Source organism: Pedobacter steynii (assembly GCF_001721645.1).
Lineage (GTDB): Bacteria > Bacteroidota > Bacteroidia > Sphingobacteriales > Sphingobacteriaceae > Pedobacter > Pedobacter steynii_A.
Window position 1 is genome coordinate 5,676,775 of sequence record NZ_CP017141.1, and the last position, 20,530, is coordinate 5,697,304.

Genomic DNA, 20,530 nt, shown 5'->3' on the forward strand with positions numbered 1-20,530 from the left:
TATGTTTAGAAAATTTAGCATCAGAAATCACGTTTGAATAGTGTTTTGTTAATGAATCTGCATTTATGAATAAACAACTGATATACCCATTCTTTTTAGTGCTGATTGTATTCAGCTCTTGTTCTTCTGTGTACATGCCAAATGTACCAAATACACCAATGTTAAGTCAAAAAGGGGAGTTTAGCGGAGGGGGGCACATCACTCCCAGAGGGAATTTCAGTCTCAATGGAGCGTATGCCGTTTCGAATCATCTTGGGGTATTGTTTAGTGGTGCTTATATGAACAAGGAAAGGACCAGGAAAGATTATCGCAATAAGTCTGTAGAGATCGGAGGGGGTTATTTTGACACTTTTGGTCCGGACAACAATCGGATTATCGAAATATACGTAGGTTATGGGGGTGGCAGCACCGATCGTAATTTCAGGGAATATGACGACAATAATGTTCTGACCAGCAATATCGCAGAGGAATTTACCTATACTAAAACTTTCCTACAGGTGAATTACAGTTCCAAGAAAAACAGCAACTTCAGGTTATTTGGAAACAACTATCCCTTAAACTATGGAACAGCGCTTCGGATCAGTCATTTGAAAATGGACACCTTCCTGAGTAACAATATCGGCCAGCCAAAGGAAGACAATATGTTCATAGAACCTATTTTCTTTACCAGGATGCGCCTAAGTGATGCTGTTCAGCTCCAATATACCACCAGTGGTAATTTTGGCTTAAAGAGCCGGAAATTCATGAATGCAGGCAACTCCATTTTTACTGTAGGTGCAGTAGTTAACCTTGGCGGAAAGAAAAAACAAGCTAAATAGACAATATGGCTTTCAGGTTGCGGAGTTTCGTTTTTAATCCGGATCCCTTTTTTAAGAAAGCAGAGTAACCTTTCTGAAGTTTAATTGACTTCACGGCTTCATAACCTAAAGCGATGCTCCTGATTTTATTCAGCAGGAAGGTATCGTCTTTAAACAGGTCTGATTCGTTCAGAAATCCATTTTTCAGAAAATCACGGATCAGTACTGCCATCTGCTGATTGGCATAAAGGTGTAAAGGGTGATTAAACACTTCGTTATTTAAGCGTTCAAAAAGCTCATTAATCCAGTTGACCTGGTCCACATCGGTTACCACCAGCTTACCTTCATCCAGACGAATGTGTTCCAGGAACAGTTTAGCGGCCGGCCTGTTGATCAAACCGGCATGTAAAGCATCTCTCAATGTATAATCCAAACGATCTGCACATAAATGGGGCAATGGCTGTTCCAGAATAGGAAACGATCCGTCCAGAATCTGATCCAGGTGGTAGCCATGTTTAACCAGAATTTCAGGAATATCAGAACTCATCAGTATCTCTGCAAACATTTCCTCATGGTAATTCTCTTCTCTGTTTTGAAACACATAATCCCCTACATGAGAAAACGCGGTATGGGAAGCGTCGTGTATTAAGCCGGCGATCTGTTCCAGCTCTGTACCACCAAGCCGTCTGATCAGTAACATCACACCAATGGAGTGCTCCAGGCGGGAATGACTTAAATCAGGATTCACTAAAAATATGGCACCACTCTGATGGATTCCCGCAAGTCTTTTCATTGTGGCGCTGGCCAATAAATCTTCAAAAACTGCAGGCAGTTCTACATTTCCATAAAGCAAATCACTTACTCTTACCATATTTTTAAATTTAATTAATTCCTGATCCTCCGTTTAATGCAACAGGGTAAACTGAGACACAATATTACTAATTATTTTAGTATTAAAAAACAAAATATGCTAACAATAATAGATTTATCCGTTAATAACCTCACCGCCATTTGGATGCAAAATCTGTCCGGTCATATAACTCGCATCCTCTGAGGCCAGAAACACATAACACGGGGCAATTTCTTTTGGCTCTCCTGCTCTTTTTAAAGGAACATCTGATCCGAAAGTGGCCACATGGGCAGGGCGGAATGACGCCGGAATAAGTGGCGTCCAGACGGGGCCGGGTGCGACACCATTGACCCTGATTTTTTTTGCCGCAAGGGAAGTAGACAAAGACCTGATAAAACCCACTATTGCGCTTTTAGTAGCGGCGTAATCAATCAGATGGTCACTGCCACGATAGGCCGTTACAGAAGTGGTGCAAATAATGCTACTACCTGCCTTGAGGTGTTTCAAAGCCGCTTTACTCAGGTAAAAATGAGAAAACACATTAGTCCGGAAGGTTTTCTCCAGTTGTGAAGCAGTGATCTTTTCCAGATCATTCTGAGGATACTGAACTGCAGCATTGTTCACCAGAATGTCCAGCTGCCCGAATTCTTTAATGGCCTGGCTAACCAGCTTTTTGCAATGCTTTTCATCAGAAATATCCCCGGCAATGGCCACACATTTTCGACCCAGCTGCTCCAGTGCTGCCTGAGTTATTGCAGCATCTTCGTGTTCATTCAGGTAGCTGATCAGGACATCAGCACCTTCCTGTGCAAATGCAAGAGCCACTGCACGCCCGATCCCGCTGTCTCCTCCGGTAATGAGGGCTACTTTTCCTGCCAGTTTCAATTTCCTGGTATCGGGTTCATATTCCGGCGCAGGCTTCATGAGTGTTTCCAATCCAGGCTGCTGTTGCTGGTGTTGCTTCGGGCGAATGCTCTTTTCTTTTTCTTTTTTCATCGTTATATATTTTCCTGTCTTTAAACCAATAGCATTGTTTTCCTAACAAATGGCAAGACAAAGGGTTTTCATGGGGACTGATATATACCTATATTTGATGCACATTCCATTACTTCCCGATGCAGCGATCTTCCGACACCATTTATACCTTACAATTTGGACTTGTTTGTTTAAGTTCCTTTCTGTTTTCCGCAAGCTTTAATATGCTGATTCCTGAATTACCGGCCTATTTAACCAATATGGGAGGGGCGGAATATAAAGGACTGATCATTGCATTGTTTACACTTACGGCAGGGATATCCAGACCATTCAGCGGAAAACTTACCGATACCATTGGCAGGGTTCCGGTAATGGCAGTCGGCTCATTGGTATGTTTTGTCTGCGGTTTTCTTTACCCTTTGCTAACCACCGTTGCAGGCTTTCTTTTTCTCAGGTTAATCCATGGCTTTTCTACCGGGTTTAAACCTACAGCTACAGCAGCTTATGTAGCAGATTTAGTGCCGGTTAACAGATGGGGAGAAGCGATGGGCGTGCACGGTGTGTGTTTCAGTACGGGGCTGGCTATCGGACCCGCAATAGGAAGTACAATTACCGACTATTACGCTATAAATATTCTATTTTATTGTTCTTCGCTATTTGCTTTACTGTCTATTGTGATCCTCGCCAATATGAAGGAGACCCTGCCAGATAAAGAGCGGTTCCGATTCTCTCATTTAAAGATCAACAGGAAAGATATTATTGAATGGCGGGTTATTCCTGCCGTAGTCATTATTTTCATGAGTTATATCAGTTACGGTGCCATTCTCACGGTAATTTCAGATTGGAGCAAACACCTTGGGACGAGTAATAAAGGATTGTTTTTTATGGTGTTTACTTTAACCTCTTTGCTGATCCGTTTTGTAGCCGGAAAGGCTTCAGACCGTTATGGAAGAGCCATCATCCTGAAGATCTCACTATTCCTGCTGGCCATATCATTGTTTTGGATTGCGGTAGCAGATTCCTCGTTCATGCTGATGTCGGCCTCCGCATTGTATGGAGTGGCAACAGGAATGCTATCTCCAACAGCCACTGCCTGGACAGTAGACCTGAGCAACCCGCTTCACCGTGGAAAAGCGATGGCCACCATGTACATTGCCCTGGAAGCTGGAATCGGACTGGGTGCTTTGCTTGCAGGCTGGTTATTTATAGACGACCTGGCTATGATTCCCGTTACATTTTACTATTGCGCCGGAATTACTTTACTCGCCCTTCTTTATTTGCAGTTTATATATAAACCCAAACCATAAATTCAGGTTCTGACTCCTGATTACCACAAAATTCCGCTCTTTATTTAAATTTATTTTGCTTTTGTGCTACTTTCTGAAAGTTATGCGGAATAAATTTATATTTTAGCTAGCTAATCAACATTTAAACCACAATGAGCTCACTTCACAAATACGATTACATCGTATTTTTCGTTTATTTTGTAATTGTATCCTCCTACGGTTTCTGGATCTATTACAAAAAGAAAACTGCATCAGCAGATTCCAAAGATTATTTTTTAGCAGAAGGTTCCTTAACCTGGTGGGCCATCGGCGCCTCTCTGATCGCTTCCAACATTTCTGCAGAGCAGATGATTGGGATGAGCGGCTCCGGCTTTAAGCTTGGTCTTGCCATTTCCGCTTACGAATGGATGGCCTCAGCAACATTAATCATTGTAGCTGTGTTTTTTATGCCAGTCTACCTGAAGAATAAGATCTTCACAATGCCTCAGTTTCTAAGTCAGCGGTACAATGAAAAAGTAGCGATGATTATGGCCGTATTCTGGCTCATGCTGTACATTGTGGTGAACCTGATGTCGATCCTATACCTGGGGGCACTGGCCATCAGTGGTATTTCAGGATTAGACCTTACCGCCTGTATTCTTGCCCTTGCTATATTTGCGATTTTCATTACCCTTGGAGGAATGAAAGTAATTGGTTATACCGACGTGATCCAGGTTTTCTTTTTAGTTCTTGGTGGACTGGTAGCCACGTATATCGCATTAAACCTGATATCCGGTGGAGAAGGCCTTGTAAAAGGTTTCGGACTCCTGAGAACAGGAGCTTCAGAGCACTTCCACTTAATCTTCAAAAAGGACAATCCAAACTATATGGATCTACCGGGCTTAAGTGTCCTGATTGGAGGGATGTGGATTGCTAACTTAAGTTACTGGGGTTGTAATCAATACATTACACAAAGGGCCCTGGGAGCATCTTTACCAGTAGCCAGGTCAGGTCTTTTATTTGCAGCCTTCCTGAAAATGTTAATGCCCGTTATTGTCGTAATTCCTGGTATCGCCGTATATTTAATCGTTAAGGATAACATGGGCGGAATAAACGGCAGCAATTTGCTGACCTCTTCCGGTGTTCAGGATCCAAACAAAGCTTATCCGGCATTGCTGGGCTTGTTACCTGTAGGTTTGAAAGGGCTTTCTTTTGCTGCATTAACCGCAGCAATCGTGGCTTCTCTTGCCGGAAAAGCAAACAGTATAGCGACCATCTTTACCCTGGATATTTATAAGAAAGCATTCGAACCAAATGCGGGAGAACGCAAAATGGTGAATGTAGGAAAGATCACTGTAGTGGTGTCTATGCTGATTGCTGTAGTGCTTTCTCTGATTGTAGGTGACGCACTTATGGGCGAAGGAAAACAAGGATTCCAATACATTCAGGAGTATACCGGATTTGTATCTCCAGGTATCTTTGCAATGTTTATCCTTGGATTTTTCTGGAAGAAAACCACGTCAAATGCAGCTTTGTTCGCCACTATTGGGGGTTTCATCGTTTCAGTAATTCTTAAATTCTTACCAGGATGGGTTGACCTCTCTGGTCTTTATGAATATGGATGGGCAGTAGCCAATTCTTCAGGAGTATTTGAAATTCCTTTTATGGACAGAATGCTGATTGTTTTTGCAGTATGTATCCTGGGAATGTACCTGATCAGTATTTATGAAAACAAAAAAGGAATTGTTCCTAAAGGACTTGAAATCGACGCTAAAATGTTTAAAGTATCAACTTCATTTGCCATAGGCGCATTAATCATTGTCAGCTTACTTGTTGCTTTGTATTCTGCATTCTGGTAGTCCGAGCCAAGAGAAAAAAAGCCTCCATTAATAGTGGAGGCTTTTTTTTTGCCATATCCTTTCTCCTCAATTGATCAATAATCAGTCTGTTTTATAATTAATTTGACTTAGTTACCAATAATATTAAAATATTGAAATATTATTTTTTATACGATAAAATATTTGTTAATCAGAAATTTGTTTAACTAATGTTATGTATTTAGATTAGTGTCATGACTAGTTATCCTTTACTTACGTTCAGAAAACTATTTCAGGATGATCAACTATTCTGTATTAAATGAGGAGAGGACTATTATTTACCCAGCTGCTATTACTGACCATGACCATGTTGTCCAGAGCACAACAAAGGCCACAGTACACCCAATACGTTTTCAATAATTACCTGTTGAATCCGGCCATTTCCGGAATAGAGAATTATACAGACGTCAGGTTCGGCTACAGGAACCAGTGGCGTGGAATAAACCAGGCACCGATTACGGCTTATTTTTCCCTGCACATGCCTTTAGGAAAACAATATCTGTATGGCAATTCCAACTCTTTTGATGAAAAAGGAAATAATCCGATGAAGCGCAGCTATATGCAGACCTATATGGCTTCAGAGCCACATCATGGTATTGGCATATACGGGGTCGTGGACAGGACGGGCCCCATCACCAGTAGTGACTTTAAAGTAACCTACGCTTATCACCTTGGTTTATCTCCAAAACTAAACCTTAGCGTAGGCGTAGCGGCAGGGGTCTCCAGGTTGATACTGGACATTTCAAAAATCAGCCTGGAAAACAATTTTGACCCCGCCATTGCGGAAAATGCAGACACCAGAATACAACCTGATCTGGCAGCAGGAGTATGGTTATATGGCCCGAAATTCTTTGCCGGCCTCTCTGCACAGCAATTATTAAACAGACCGATTAGTTTTACCAGAAATACCAGTTACGACCAGGGAAAGCAGGCTCCACATGTTTTTCTTACTGCGGGATATAAATTCTTTATTAGTGATGAGATCGCCGGCCTGCCTTCGGTTATGTTTAAATACGTATCACCGGCACCTGTTTCGACAGATCTGAATATGAAAGTCGCATTTAAAGATAAATTCTGGATAGGGGCCAGTTATCGCTCCAATGATGCCATTGCGGTACTTGCAGGCTTTAACGTAAGTTCTCTTTTTGTACTGGGATATTCTTATGATTTTACCACTTCAGAATTAGGTCGGGCAAGTACGGGCAGTCATGAGGTGGTGCTCGGCCTGTTGTTAAACAACAGATACAAAGTAACCTGCCCACAAAAAAACTGGTAAGCATCTTTTACCAGCTTTTTTGTGGGCAGGATTATAGAAGGATATTTGAATATCCCCGTTTATTTAAACATTATACTTTGGATCCCACTTCTCTATAGATTCTCCATATAGCGCTTTGTTGGCCAGGTGAACACATATGGCAGTGGTAGCTCCGGTAATCACGTTTGAATCCGGCTGGCTTTTTTCTACAATAGATTTATGAAAATCCTTTAACGAATAATAAGTACCATCTTTGGCAGGCGAGTCTGTTTTTATCGGAATTCCACCGTCTTTATCCCAAACAATTTTCGTAGCTCCCGTTACCCCATCAACGGTTTCCAATTCCTTTTTACTGGACTTTTCCGGATAAAATATAGCTTCATTTACCAATAAAGAGATGGTTCCTTTTGTCCCTTTCAATTTAAATAAATAGCTATCGCGCTCATTGGCTAAAGTAGTGCCAAAATTCCCGATCATTCCTTCCTTCTCATAGCGGAACATCACCTGGACATTGTCGTAAGTCTCCCTGCCATCTTTATAAAAATCAATCCCCCCGGTAGCAAAGATTTCCTGTGGGCGGGTATCAAATGCCCAATTGATAAAATCCATCTGGTGGGACAAAAGTTCTGCCATCAGTCCACCTGAATATTCTTTATACATACGCCAGTTGATCTTCCTTTCCAAAGATGGATCCGGAACATTCCTACGCCAGTTGTTGTTCCTGTCCCAACGACTCTCGACCTGGGTTACTTTCCCCAGATAACCCTTATCTATCATTTCCTTTACCTTATAATAAATAGGAGCATAGCGGTATTGATGACCTACCTGTAAGATCTGATCAGGATGTGCTTTAACAATTTTCACCAGGTCTAAAGCCTCGGTAATGTTGTAAGTCATTGTTTTTTCAAGATAAACATGCTTACCTGCCTTTAGCGCATCAACGGCAATAGGGAAATGCATGTTCAAAGGAGTGGAGATGAATACCGCCCCAATTGTCCGATCATCCAGCAAGGTCTTGTAATCTTTATATTGTTTTACTCCTGGCTGTTGTTTTAATGTCTCTTTGAGTCTAAAATCCAGTACATCACATATCGCAACCACTTCAAATTCTTCCTGAAGCTGTCGGGCAATATGAAGAAGACCTTTTCCCCGGTCTCCACAGCCAATTACGGCTATTTTGATTTTTCCTGCCGGATCCAAGATGTCTACTTTTCCAAATATATCTTTAGGCAGCAATAATCCACCGGCCAGAATCCCTGTATTTTGTATGAATTTTCTTCTGAACATGTTTAATATTTAAAGACTTTACCATCCACCATCACTTCCTGCTTTGCTGCATCGAATGTCGCCTTTTTTCCTGTTCTTACCGCAGCATTGGTCATGATATTTGCGATAGAATGGTAATAACCGGCTTCTACCGGCGCGTTGGTCTGTTGCCGGCTACGGATACACTCCATCCAGTTTCTCATATGCGCGGAAGTCAGTTTATCACCACCTGTATTTGCTGAGGCAACCACTTTCTCCATCATGTCTGTCAGTTTTATTTCCGGAAGCAGGTTAGGCTGCATCTTCATTGCGCTTGCCGCATTGGCTTTTAATCCCCCCTGAGGAGAAACCATATTGGTATTTAGGTTTAGCTCTCCACCATTGGCATAATATATTTCTGCCGGATTTTCATCGCCGTTGTGCATTCTGGACGTGAATACTACCTGAAATCCATTCTGAGGATCGTTTTCTTTCCCATAGTCGAATACGGCGGTGGTGGTATCCCAGTTCCGGCGACCATCTTTCCATTGATATATTCCACCATTGGCCACTACACTTCTTGGATGCTGAAGTCCCGTAAACCAATGCACTGTATCGATCTGGTGCGACATCCATTGTCCCGGCATTCCCGACGAATATGGCCAGAAAAGACGATACTCCAGATATTTTCTTGGGTCCCATTCCTCAAAAGGGCGGTTAATCAGGAAGCGCTTCCAATCTGTATCTTCCTGTTTCAATTTTGCCACCAGGTCAGGCCTGCGCCAACGGCCCGGCTGGTTCACGTTCCAGCTGAGCTCCACCATAGTGATGTCTCCGAATTTGCCATCCTGAATAAATTTGGACGCGGCTTTATAATTTCCACCGCTTCTTCTTTGGGAACCAATCTGCACAATTTGTTTAGATGCTTTCACTGCTTTCAACGCAGCCCTTGCATCTTCCATTGTTTCCGCAAAGGGTTTCTCGCAATAGACATCACAATTGGCTTTTATCGCTTCGATGGTATGTACCGCATGCTGGAAATCAGCAGTGCTGACAATCACAGCATCAATATCTTTCAGGCTATACAATTCCTCATTGTTGCGACAAGCCGTGATGTCATGTCCGAATTTTGTTTTGAGCAGGTCTACACCAAGGCCCCGGCGGTAATTCCAGAGGTCAGATACCGCCACCATATCAAAATTCAACTCCTTGTGATGGTTTAAAAAAGAGGGCAGGAGTGAACCTGCAAAACGGTCAGAAAACCCGACTACACCAACCCTTACACGGTCGTTGGCTCCTATAATATTTCCATAGCTTTTTGCACTTAAACCCATTGTTCCCATATAGGTACCAGCAGCTGCAATAGCCGATTGTTTAATAAATTTTCTTCTTGAAGATAACATAATATGGGGGATTTAAAGTTGTTTCAATTTAATGCTTCTGAAAGATACCTGATCTCCATGATCCTGGATCAGGATATGGCCTTTCGGCGCCATTCCAAAATCCTTCCAGTTCTTATATTTACTATCTGCTACCAGGGCAAGAAATTCTGCGGAACCTCTGGTATATTCCAGAATTTTATAGCCATTCAGCCAATACTCAATCTTATTATCCGGATATACCCTGATCAAGCCTCTGTTCCATTCGCCGATCTTTTTTTGTGCATTAGGGATCTTCTTGCTCGTCATCAGGTCATACAAAGAACCCAGTGTACGGTTACCATCTTTTCCAAGCTTCGCATCGGGATGTCTGGCATCGTCCAGAATCTGATATTCCGGTCCGATTGCTGAGCCTTTATTTCCTTCGGTCAAGGTTACAAAATATTTGATCCCACTATTTGCACCTTCCGTAAGTTTGAAATCAAATTTTAGTTCAAAAGCTGAGTATTGTTTTTCTGTCACAATATCTCCACCGTTGGTAGATTCGCCACCATTCGATTTTTGCACACTCAATTCACCATCTTTTATTAGCCAGCCGCTTTCAGGGAAAGCCGGTTTATAAGCTCCTTTCCATCCTTTACTGGATTTACCATCCCATAGCAAAGCATATCCTTCTGCTTTTTCCTGTGAAGAGAGGTTGTTTGGAACCAGGTTCACTACAAATATCCCGTCATTTTTTGAAGGTTTCAGGTTTTCAGTCTGAATGCGGATATTTCTCCAGCGGATCTGTTTACCGGGCTGGTCATTTTTACCGATGCTATGAACCTGCAGCGCGATAAATCCGGAAGGAGTAAGGGCATCCACCACATTTGCTGTTGGAATGCCATTCACCCAGGTACGTATAGAATTACCGATGCATTCTACCCGGTACTTATTCCATTGATTATTTTTAAAAGCTGTTTTTCCTGTAGGATTGATGTCCAGCGGATACAACCATCCTCTTCTTGATTCATCATAAATTCCTCCGCTAAACTGGCGGTCTGAGGGATCGATCTCTACCTGATAACCATGTACCCTTCCATTGGAATAATCCGCTTTGCTTTCACTGCGGATCTGAACTCCAGAATTCATGGATGGGTCGACCCATAGCTCCAGTTCCAGGATAAAGTCTCCATAATTCTTCTCTGTGGTCAGAAAGGAGTTGGGTTGATCGGATACCGTGGTACCTACAATCTCTCCATTAACCGCTTCATATTTTGCCTGTCCGTTTAGTTGTTTCCATCCGGTCAGGTCTTTTCCGTTAAACAGATTTTGCCATTTTTGTTTCTGGGCTTGTGTAGAAAGGGGGACTGTCCCCAGTAATAGAGCCGCTAGAATTAATAACTGTTTTCTTTTCATTGTGTGTTTTTGGTTTGATGCCATGTATTATGGTGGTTCTTATTTTATTTTACTGAATTTCAATGCTTCCTGCTTTAATTCTGCTGCAGTTGGTTTTGCTGAAGAAGTAATGAGCACCCGGTATTTAAAGGTGACAGAAGAGCCGGGCAGAAGTTTTAGGTTCAGCTGCTCTTTTCCTTTACTGAATATTTCCTGTCCAAGGGGATTTGCGGCAAACAGGCCATAATCACGGGCATGCCAATAGGTTGGATATCCCGGATTTTCAGGATGGTCAATTATTGTCACGGCAATTTCCTGTCCGTCTTTTACACCTGAGAGCATGCACCAGTCAGCCCTTGTTCCCCAGGCGTCATTTCCTTTTTTTCCGGCGCTGGTCAGGTAATCTCCATTTGCTCCGTTTGAGGATGCAGAGACTTTCGTCAGGTTTCCCTGACTATCGCTGAACTCAGCAACCTGATCCGAAGGAAGCTCCAGCTCTTTCGTTACCCGAAGTCCGAGCATTCCATCTTTTACATCTTTAAAGAGAACAGTATCTTTTGCCGTCAGCGTGGTGATGCGGTCAACGGTACGGCTATCTTTCGTCCCGGAGAATATCAGGGTCGTCTGTTCTTTTAACAGTACATGTTGGTCCTGCCTTTCCCAGTTGGCGGTATAAACGATTTTGCCTTCTTTTACCTGGGTGATTTTAACAGACCTGATCCATCCGTATTTATTTTTTTTCTCCGCCGGAATATTATAGGAATTGTTCCAGAAGTCGAGTCCGTTAACGCTTTCATAATTCAGCCATAAACCTACATGATGGGGATGATCTGTTCTTTCCTGATCACGGGTCTTTAATGGGAAACCACGGGTAATGGTCAGCCCGCTTGCTGTATTTAAAGGATATAATATTGGTTTTTCGATATTATCGGAGTAAAGAAAACTACTGAAATATTTTCCATCTATGTTAACGTCTATTTTCTTTGCGTCTTTATGCCGGAGAAATGTGACTTTTCCAGTCTGCGCATTAAGCCGCATACTCAGGCCGAGAAGGGCCAGGATCAGATATTTGTTCATATTCGGTGAGGTATATAAATCCATCAAGCCCGGATAACCGGACTGGTGTTTTAAGCTAATATACTTTACTTAGCGTATAAAGTACACCAAAACAGCCTTAATCACACTAAAAAATTACGAAAACGATGGAGTAAAAGCCCGTATTTCCTGAATTACTCTTATCATTGTGTATAGCAATCTGCAAAATGAACAGAAAACATTTTCTTTCTTTTATGGCCATGATGGGGCTCACCTTACCTGCGTTAAAATCTTTTGGAAACTTAAGCGGAGCGGAGCCGGAATCTGGCTTAAAGATTCCCGACTACTTAAAAGCGGGGGATACGATTGGGATCACCTGTCCGGCAGGTTTTATCACGATGGCAGAAATACTGCCTTCCATCCAGCTGATGGAAAGCTGGGGCTTTAAGGTTAAAGTAGGAAAAACTGTAGACCGCAGGGATTTCACTTTCGGCGGATCTGATCAAGAGCGGCTGCTTGACCTGCAAAACATGCTTGATGATCCGGAATTAAAAGCGATTATGTGTGCCAGAGGTGGCTATGGCGCAGTACGTATTATTGATCAGTTGAACTTTGATCGTTTTATAGCCAGTCCTAAATGGGTGATTGGTTTCAGTGATGTGACCGTATTGCATTGTCACCTGAGCCGTAAATATGGAATTGCTTCCATTCATTCCAAAATGTGCAACAGCTTTCCTGCAGACTGGACACTTGCAGATCCCGTTCAGATAGAAACCATTCTCTCTATACGCCAGGCGCTAAGCGGGGAGCAGCTGAGGTATAGTGCCCCACCACTAAGTTATAACAGGGCAGGTAAAGTTGAAGGAATACTTATCGGGGGGAACCTCAGCATCATTGAAACCCTGGCAGGAAGTAAATCAGACTTAAAGACTGAAGGTAAGATCTTATTTCTGGAAGATACAGGAGAATACCTGTATCGCATCGACCGCATGTTCTGGAACCTCAAAAGAACCGGGAAGCTGGATCAGCTGCAAGGACTGATTATCGGTGGTTTTAAGGTGAAACCCGACGATCCAGGCGAAGAATTCGGAAAAACGGTATACGAAATTGTTCAGGAAAAGGTCAGGGAATACAATTACCCGGTCTGTTTTGATTTTCCCGTTGGCCATCAAAGAAATAATTTCGCCTTAAAATGTGGAGTCAGACATACTTTTGAAGTCAATAGTAGCGGAAGCAGTCTAACTTCACTTTACTAACTCTTCTTTTTTCCACTGAACCAGGATTTCACTTTATGAAATAGGGAAGCTACTTTTTCCTTAGGTTTTTTCGTATACTTATTAATCAGATAACCCGGGCTATACTGATGGATATAGGTTTTAACGCCCTCTTTGATCGACTGCTCATGAAGATTCCCCTCATTTTGAAGCTCCTGTTGTTTATTTTTAAGGTCCTTTAAATTGTGGATCCCTTTGTAATCGTAAATTTTTCCCATTTATCCTGTCTATACGTGCTCCACATGATCGTTATAATCATCCCTGTCAAAGCTGGTGCCGATTGCATTGCTCAGGCGATCTTTAATATTTCCTAAATGATTAATTTTATTTTCAGCACCATCCTGAAGGCCATGGCCCAGATCTTTTAAAGAAAGACTGAGTTCATCCCGGGTATCCGTTCCCTTTTCCGGTGCAAGCAATAAACCTAATGCAGCACCTGCTGCCAACCCTGCAAATACACCCAATAGTATTCTTGTATTTTCGTTCATAAAAATTTTATTGTTCTATCCGTTCATTATAAACTGATACAACACCGGATTTGTTTTTAGAATTCCTAACTTTAGACAATTATCATAGATATTTATAACCCTTGAACACTATTCCTTCTATAAAACTGTCTGAGCTGACCGGCCAAATTCAACAGGTAATTGATGGATTTTTCGGTCATAAAACTTTTTGGATTATTGCCGACATTACCAATTATACTTATAAACCTCAAAGCAATTACCATTACTTTGATTTGGTGGAGAAGGATAAGTCGGCCGCAAAAATACTGGCCAAAGTAGCCGGAAGGGCCTGGGGCAATGCCTCAATTAATATTTCCAATTTCGAAAAAGCAACAGGTCAGAAATTTAAAAATGACATCAATGTACTCATTCAGGTATCTGTACAGTATAATCCCTCTTTTGGCCTGCAGCTCAATGTGCTGGACATTGATACCAATTTCACATTGGGCCTGTTTGAACAGCAACGAAAAGAAACACTGGAAAAACTGCTTCGTGAAAACCAGGCTTTTATCAAGAGAGCGGGGGATGGGTACCTGACCAGAAACAGCGGACTGGTGCTGAATCAGGTGATCCAGCGGATTGCCGTAATTTCTTCGGATACTTCTGCCGGTTTTCAGGACTTTAAGCACACGCTGCAGCACAATCCTTTTGGCTACCAGTTTGATGTCGACGATTATTTTGCGCTGGTTCAGGGAGATGGAAATGCCAAACAATTCCTGGCCAGGCTCATCGAAGTCTATGAATCACAAAAACCTTATGATGCGCTTGTGATTATCAGAGGGGGAGGTGCACAGACGGATTTTCTGATTTTTGACAATTACGAACTCAACCGGGCGATCGCCAAATTTCCGATTCCGATCATCACCGGCATCGGCCATCAGAAAAATGAGACCATTGCCGATTTAATGGCACATACCTCAACCAAAACACCTACCAAAGCCGCGGAATTTATCATTGCTCATAACCGGGCTTTTGAAGACAACCTGATTGGCATACAAAAAATGATTCTGATTAAAAGCTATCAGATGATTAATCACCATAAAGACAGGTTGGTCCGTCTCAATCAGATCACCATTAACACCACCAGAAACCTGTTGCATGACCATCATAAAAACATCATAAACTTATCCGGAGTGATGCTGACTAATCCCAGAATCATTATTTCCAATAAACGAAAAGACCTGAGCAATCTGATGCAAAACCTGCAATCGTACAGTAAAATGTATTTTCTGAACAAGGGTGCTCATATCGCACATTTTCAATCGGTCATGAGGATTATGAGTCCGCAGAACATTCTGAATAAAGGATTTGCCATCCTTAAAGTCGACGGAAAAATCACCGGAAATCCGGACCAGATTGAACCAGGTGCAGAATTGACGGTAAGGCTGGCCAATGTAGAAATAAAAACTATTGTAAAATCTAAATCAGTATACGATGAAAACGAATTTAACTTATGAGTTGGCTTACCGGGAACTTGCCGAGATTGCTCAGGAAATAGAAACTGAATCTGTTTCAGTAGATATCCTGGCCGAAAAGGTAAAGCGGGCATCCGAGCTCATTGAATTCTGTCAGAACAAGTTGCGCGCAACCGAGACTGAAGTAAATAAAATCATTAAGCAAATGGAGAATCAAAAGTAGTATCTTAGCCAGATTCGTAAACCATTAAAGCTTAAACAATATGTCAACACAAGGGAATTTTAATGCCGAACAAGAAGAAGAGTTTTTCAATAAGATTGACCAGGTTTATGATTTAACGGAGGCCTCAGATTTTGAAGCTGCAGAACAAATGTTGTTGCAGATCAACGGTTCCATTTCCGGGCCTAAGGAGAACAGTAACGTGGGAGGGGTAGTGCTGGACAGCATTTATTCTTTTTATGAACAGACGGGAGAACTAGAAAAGGCCTTGCCTTATTTCCTGGAAGAGACTGATTACCTGAAAGAAAAAATGAGCCATCAAAAGATCAGTTCCATGCGTCATTTCTTAACTACAGGAGCAATTTATTATGCGCTGAAAGAGCTGGACAAAGCCAGGGACTTTTTTGGTATTGCCTATGAAAAAGAAGGGAGTCGTATTTTCCAGGATGAGAATTCTGATTACCTGAGGATTGCCTTGATGGACGACCAGGAATTTGAAGATTTTAAAGCCGATTTTGTTCCTAACAAAGACGAGGAGCAGCTGGAACTTACGGAAGAACAACAGGAGCTTCTGGAAAAGTATTGTGAAGAAGGTAATGCAGAAATGGACAAAGAGAATTACTCAGGCGCTATCGATGCATTTAATAAGGCGCTGGACGTATTACCACAGCCTAAGGACGACTGGGAGGCTACGGCCTGGATATCGGCCTCTATCGGCGATGCTTATTTCAGCGAACAAAAGTATAAGGAAGCTTTAGATCATTTGCACCGTGCCTACCAGATTTATGGGGCTGAAGATCCAAGTGCGTTTGTATTGCTTCGTATGGGGCAAAGCTACCTGGAGCTAAAGGAAGAAAAACATGCCACAGACTACCTGCACCATGCCTATAAACTGGAAGGTAAAGAGCTGTTTGAAGATGATAAAAAATACCTTAAATTTTTAAGCTCGAAAGTAAAACTATAACCAGTTGTTGCTTTTATACCAGCTAACGGTTTCATTGAGTCCTTTTTCAAGGTCAAATTCCGGATCATAGCCAAGGTCAGCTTTTACATGGCCGATATTACAAGCCCAGTTAATGGCGGTAAGTTCGGCCATTTTTTCTTTATTCAGAGCAGGAGTATTCCTGCTCTTTGCATAAAAGATATCCATTAATGCTGCCATGGCTCCCACAACAGGGACCGGCAGGTGGAATTTCAGGGTCTTTTTATGCAATGCTTTTTTCAGGCCATCAGCCAGCGCGTAACGGTTGTAAACATGTCCGTCGGAAACATTAAATTGTCTGGACACCAGGGAAGAGAACAGCGCTTTTACGATCACTGTAGCAAGGTCTGTTACATATACAAAGCTCAGTTGTTGTGTAAAACTACCGATATGAGGTTCCAATCCTTTATTGATGCTATTGAAGAGGATAAATAAATCTTTCTCTCTCGGTCCGTATACTGCAGTAGGGCGAATCACAATCAATGGAAGTCCTGATATTTCTGCCAGGTATTGTTCAGCCAGTAGCTTGCTGGCCCCATAGTTCGTTACCGGACGTCCGGGGGTATCGTCCTGAATCTCCGCGGTTAAATCTGTAAGCGGGCCCAATGCTGCAAGGCTACTGACAAATACAAATTTCTCCAGATTTATCGCAGCGGTATTTGCGGCTAAGGCCAGGTTTCTGGAGTATTCCGCATTGACCTTATTATAAGCTTCCTTTGTTTTTGCCTTGGTGATTCCCGCCGCATGAATGATATACTGGTATTGTTTTTCTTCCAGCTCTCTTTTCAGGCTGTCTACGGAACTATAATCCAGGTGGGTATACTGTATATCAAATTCTTTCAAATGCGTCCTATCCGTATCCGGACGTACAGCAGCATACACTTCTAATCCGGCAGCGAGTGCTTTATTGATCAAATGATAACCAACAAAGCCAGTTGCTCCGGTAATCAGTACCTTTTTCATCCGTGTTTTTTGTAGGATTTCTTAATGATTTGATTATATCGCTTTTTCCAGGATTCTATATTTCCGGTACAACTTGCCATTGATTTGCTCAATTGCACTGTTGACCAGAGTATTGTGTTCCAAGGTCCAGGAAGCTTCTGCATATTCAAATTTTTTCTCCTGGAAAGTTTTAATGGTCAGTCCATACAAACAAGCTTCTATACCCATTTTGCGGTAACCATCCATCACACCAAGGGCCATAATTCTAAGCCCCTTGATCTTCCTTTTATACCATAATAACTTGATCAGCCCCCAGGGAAATAAACGGCCTCTTTTAACTTTGATCAGGGCCTGATTGAGGTCAGGAACCGAAAGTGAGATCGCCACCATTTTCCCTTCCTGTTCTGCGATATACACAAAATCAGGGTCGACAATCATTTTAAGGTCTTTGGCCAGGTAATGGAATTCTTTATCTGTTGCCGGCACAAAACCAGTATTGTGATCCCATGCGGCGTTATAAACTTCGCGGACTTTTATCACCTCATTCCAGAAATCCTTCATATTGATCTTTCTGATGATGATGTTATTGCGTTTCAGGCGTTCCTGAATGGCTTCTGCCAATTTTAAGGAACGGTCATTGTATTCGCCGGCAATAAATTTATAAGCCCTTAGATCTACCTTTTTATAAAAACCTGAATTTTCTAAAAGTTGCAGATAATAAGGAGGATTATAAGGCATCATGGCCACCGGTGGGCCATCAAATCCCTCGATTAATAAGGCGCAGATATCATTGGTGGAGAAATTCAACGGACCGACCATACTGGTCATGTTCCGTTCCTTCAACCATTTTGAAGCCGCATCAATCAATTGATCTGCGACTTCCTGATCGTTGATACAATCAAAAAAGCCGAAATGTCCTTCAGTAGTGTTGTTTTTCTTATTGTGGTTGTTGTTCTGAATACCCGCAATTCTCCCTACAACCCGATCGCCTTCATAAGCCAGAAACAACTGCAAAGTTGAATGCTCGTGAAATGGATGCTTACCAGGGGTAAGCATGTCACTTTGTGCGATGAAAAGTTCCGGAACATAATTCGGATCATTTTTATGCAGCTCGTGCGGAAAATCAATAAAAGCTGCTAATTTCTTTTTGTTGTCTACAGCAACGATATTCCTCATATAGCTACCTGAGAAGGTTTTAACTGCACCTCTTTTGCTGCCGCTGCAATTTTCTCGATTGCTTCTTCAATTTGAGCGAAAGTATGTGTAGCCATTAATGAGAACCTGATCAGGGAAGCATCCGAAGGTACTGCCGGAGAAACTACCGGATTCACAAAGATCCCATTATTGCTCAGGATATTGGTAATCATAAAAGTTTTATCATTATCTCTGATGTATACCGGAATAATCGGGCTATCGGTATGACCGATATCAAATCCTGCTTCCAATAATAACTTCTTTGCATAATTGGTGTTTGCCCAGAGCTGGTCGATACGCTCCGGCTCAGACTCAATGATATCCAGAGCTGCAATGACACTTGCAACTGCTGAAGGTGGCATACTTGCACTGAACATTAAAGAACGTGCCCTATGTTTTACATATTCAATGGTCTCTTCAGTTCCTGCAATGAAACCTCCGAGAGAAGCCAATGACTTACTGAAAGTACCCATAATCAGGTCCACCTGATCGGTAAGACCGAAATGCGAAGCTGTTCCAGATCCGTTAAAGCCGATTACACCCAGACTGTGTGCATCGTCCATCATAATATTTGCACCGAACTCTTCTGCAATTTTTACAATTTCCGGCAAGTTTACCAGATCACCTTCCATACTGAAGATACCGTCCGCAACAATCAGCTTAGCCGAATCTTCCGGCAGGCGGCTTAGTTTTTTACGAAGGTCATCCATGTCATTATGGGCATACTTAATAGACCTTGAAAATGAAAGACGGCTTCCGTCAATGATGGAGGCATGATCGTACTCATCAAGGATGAGGTAATCGTTTCTGTCCAATAAGCAGGAGATCACTCCAAGATTTACCTGAAATCCTGTACTAAAAAGTACAGCAGCTTCCTTACCAACATAAGCAGCAAGTCTTCTTTCCAGTTCGATGTGTATATCAAGTGTTCCGTTCAGGAATCTTGATCCGGCACATCCGGTACCATATTTATCAATTGCCGCTTTTGCTGCTTCTTTTATTTTTGGGTGGTTAGTCAATCCAAGATAGGAGTTAGAGCCAAACATCAGCACCTTTTTTCCATCTATTACCACTTCAGTATCCTGTCCTGATTCTATGGCCCGAAAGTAAGGGTATAAGCCTTTTTCCTTGATTGCTGTAGCGTCTTTAAAAGCGGCTATCCTATCGTGTAATTTTTTGCGCATGCTAGTACTGTATGTTTAGATCTCTGAGCTTTTGTTGATGTGTTGTTGGTTTCTCAGAAAGGTTATTAGCTCTGTCTTTAATAATCTTTCCCTGGGTTTAGTCTTTAGGTTTGACAAATTTGTCAAATACGGAAAAACTTTTCAAATCTAAGATCATAAACACAGAAAACAAAACTTGAAGTCATTCAAGACTGAATATATTACTTTTTAAAACAAAATTTACAATTTTCTTATAATTTCTCCCTGTTAAACCTTCATAAAGTAGAAAGCCTTCACATCAATTGTCAACCAAGTATACAATATTGATACCAAAAAATAAAGTAAAATCTAAAAAAGCATAAATAAAAGCTCATTCTGTCTGATCTGAAGATTTTATGTATTTTTGAAGAAAAAAGATTAGATGAGTACTATTAATATTATACCAACGTTCGAGAATTTCACTGAATTTTACCAAAAAGCTGTTGAACCATTAAAGGAGGCAAATAACGCTTACATCAGATTAGATGGAAAGCTAAAAGGGGGAACAAGAAATGTGTTTGCCTACTTCTGGTATAAAGATAAAAAATGGGCGGTAGCTGCAGATACTTTTATCGACAGATTGAAGATTGCTTTTGAAGCAGCTCAAAAAACAGAGGAGCCTTTTGAGATCAAAGCAACCCGGGACCATAAAGGAGAATCCTTATCCATCAAAGGACAACCCATCAGAAATCAGAAATTCAATGTTTATAAAACCGGAGAGAGATAATCCGGTTGCAGTT

General features: G+C 41.9%; 20 protein-coding genes. 9 read left to right on the forward strand and 11 right to left on the reverse strand.

Annotated features, from left to right (window positions below):
- Positions 1-65 precede the first annotated feature (65 nt).
- Positions 66-818, forward strand: coding sequence for a hypothetical protein (locus tag BFS30_RS23490; protein WP_069381527.1), 753 nt, complete (start codon positions 66-68; stop codon positions 816-818).
- Here the strand turns inward: BFS30_RS23490 and BFS30_RS23495 are convergent.
- Together BFS30_RS23495 and BFS30_RS23500 are read right to left on the reverse strand one after the other, a co-directional pair.
- Complete coding sequence (locus BFS30_RS23495) at positions 811-1,668, reverse strand: HD domain-containing protein (RefSeq protein WP_069381528.1); 858 nt, start codon at positions 1,666-1,668, stop codon at positions 811-813. The two genes, BFS30_RS23490 and BFS30_RS23495, sit on opposite strands and share 8 nt — an antisense overlap.
- A 114-nt stretch (positions 1,669-1,782) precedes the next feature.
- Positions 1,783-2,643: an SDR family oxidoreductase gene (locus tag BFS30_RS23500; protein ID WP_069381529.1), complete on the reverse strand. Its 861-nt coding sequence runs from the start codon at positions 2,641-2,643 to the stop codon at positions 1,783-1,785.
- Positions 2,644-2,762: 119 nt separating this feature from the next.
- Between BFS30_RS23500 and BFS30_RS23505 the strand changes: the two genes are divergently transcribed.
- From BFS30_RS23505 to BFS30_RS23515, 3 genes are all read left to right on the forward strand, one after another.
- The gene (locus BFS30_RS23505) at positions 2,763-3,929 is read left to right on the forward strand and encodes an MFS transporter (RefSeq protein ID WP_069381530.1); all 1,167 of its coding nucleotides are present in this window, start codon (positions 2,763-2,765) and stop codon (positions 3,927-3,929) included.
- Positions 3,930-4,060: 131 nt separating this feature from the next.
- A complete protein-coding gene (locus BFS30_RS23510) occupies positions 4,061-5,746 on the forward strand; it encodes a sodium/sugar symporter (protein ID WP_069381531.1) in 1,686 nt (561 codons plus the stop codon).
- A gap of 277 nt (positions 5,747-6,023) precedes the next feature.
- A complete protein-coding gene (locus tag BFS30_RS23515; RefSeq protein ID WP_069381532.1) occupies positions 6,024-7,040 on the forward strand; it encodes a type IX secretion system membrane protein PorP/SprF in 1,017 nt (338 codons plus the stop codon).
- 63 nt (positions 7,041-7,103) lie between these two features.
- On the opposite strand, the gene BFS30_RS23520 is transcribed toward BFS30_RS23515, so the two are convergent.
- Genes BFS30_RS23520 through BFS30_RS23535 form a run of 4 tightly spaced genes read right to left on the reverse strand, consistent with a single transcriptional unit; the run spans position 7,104 to position 12,097 of the window.
- A complete protein-coding gene (locus BFS30_RS23520) occupies positions 7,104-8,306 on the reverse strand; it encodes a Gfo/Idh/MocA family protein (RefSeq protein WP_069381533.1) in 1,203 nt (400 codons plus the stop codon).
- Positions 8,307-8,308: 2 nt separating this feature from the next.
- Positions 8,309-9,667 (reverse strand): Gfo/Idh/MocA family protein, encoded by a 1,359-nt coding sequence (locus BFS30_RS23525; protein ID WP_069381534.1) that lies wholly within the window; start codon positions 9,665-9,667, stop codon positions 8,309-8,311.
- A 12-nt stretch (positions 9,668-9,679) separates the two neighbouring features.
- A complete protein-coding gene (locus tag BFS30_RS23530; RefSeq protein ID WP_069382630.1) occupies positions 9,680-11,041 on the reverse strand; it encodes a 3-keto-disaccharide hydrolase in 1,362 nt (453 codons plus the stop codon).
- Between the two features lie 39 nt (positions 11,042-11,080).
- The gene (locus BFS30_RS23535; protein ID WP_069381535.1) at positions 11,081-12,097 is read right to left on the reverse strand and encodes a PmoA family protein; all 1,017 of its coding nucleotides are present in this window, start codon (positions 12,095-12,097) and stop codon (positions 11,081-11,083) included.
- 185 nt (positions 12,098-12,282) lie between these two features.
- Between BFS30_RS23535 and BFS30_RS23540 the strand changes: the two genes are divergently transcribed.
- Complete coding sequence (locus tag BFS30_RS23540) at positions 12,283-13,311, forward strand: S66 peptidase family protein (protein WP_069381536.1); 1,029 nt, start codon at positions 12,283-12,285, stop codon at positions 13,309-13,311.
- Here BFS30_RS23540 and BFS30_RS23545 read toward each other — a convergent pair.
- Positions 13,308-13,547: a hypothetical protein gene (locus BFS30_RS23545; RefSeq protein ID WP_069381537.1), complete on the reverse strand. Its 240-nt coding sequence runs from the start codon at positions 13,545-13,547 to the stop codon at positions 13,308-13,310. The genes BFS30_RS23540 and BFS30_RS23545 overlap by 4 nt on opposite strands.
- A gap of 9 nt (positions 13,548-13,556) precedes the next feature.
- Positions 13,557-13,817 carry a YtxH domain-containing protein gene (locus BFS30_RS23550; RefSeq protein WP_069381538.1) on the reverse strand — a complete coding sequence of 87 codons (261 nt, stop codon included), beginning with the start codon at positions 13,815-13,817 and terminating at the stop codon, positions 13,557-13,559.
- Positions 13,818-13,918: 101 nt separating this feature from the next.
- On the opposite strand from BFS30_RS23550, the gene xseA reads away from it, so the two are divergent.
- From xseA to BFS30_RS27600, 3 genes are read left to right on the forward strand one after another with little or no spacing between them, the layout of a single operon-like run.
- A complete protein-coding gene (gene xseA / locus BFS30_RS23555) occupies positions 13,919-15,292 on the forward strand; it encodes an exodeoxyribonuclease VII large subunit (protein ID WP_208603002.1) in 1,374 nt (457 codons plus the stop codon).
- Positions 15,270-15,473, forward strand: coding sequence for an exodeoxyribonuclease VII small subunit (gene xseB, locus BFS30_RS23560; protein ID WP_069381539.1), 204 nt, complete (start codon positions 15,270-15,272; stop codon positions 15,471-15,473). Before xseA ends, xseB begins: the two co-directional genes overlap by 23 nt.
- A 40-nt stretch (positions 15,474-15,513) precedes the next feature.
- Positions 15,514-16,434: a tetratricopeptide repeat protein gene (locus BFS30_RS27600; RefSeq protein ID WP_083252210.1), complete on the forward strand. Its 921-nt coding sequence runs from the start codon at positions 15,514-15,516 to the stop codon at positions 16,432-16,434.
- Here BFS30_RS27600 and BFS30_RS23570 read toward each other — a convergent pair.
- Genes BFS30_RS23570 through spt form a run of 3 tightly spaced genes read right to left on the reverse strand, consistent with a single transcriptional unit; the run spans position 16,429 to position 19,772 of the window.
- On the reverse strand, positions 16,429-17,415 hold the full coding sequence (locus BFS30_RS23570; RefSeq protein WP_069381540.1) for an NAD-dependent epimerase/dehydratase family protein: 987 nt from the start codon (positions 17,413-17,415) through the stop codon (positions 16,429-16,431). The two genes, BFS30_RS27600 and BFS30_RS23570, sit on opposite strands and share 6 nt — an antisense overlap.
- 33 nt (positions 17,416-17,448) lie before the next feature.
- Complete coding sequence (locus BFS30_RS23575; protein ID WP_069381541.1) at positions 17,449-18,570, reverse strand: hypothetical protein; 1,122 nt, start codon at positions 18,568-18,570, stop codon at positions 17,449-17,451.
- Entirely contained in the window at positions 18,567-19,772 is a 1,206-nt protein-coding gene (gene spt / locus BFS30_RS23580) for a serine palmitoyltransferase (protein WP_069381542.1), read from the reverse strand. The genes BFS30_RS23575 and spt overlap by 4 nt, the downstream gene beginning before the upstream one ends.
- A 400-nt stretch (positions 19,773-20,172) precedes the next feature.
- Between spt and BFS30_RS23585 the strand changes: the two genes are divergently transcribed.
- Entirely contained in the window at positions 20,173-20,517 is a 345-nt protein-coding gene (locus BFS30_RS23585; protein WP_069381543.1) for a hypothetical protein, read from the forward strand.
- The last annotated feature ends 13 nt before the right edge of the window (positions 20,518-20,530 follow it).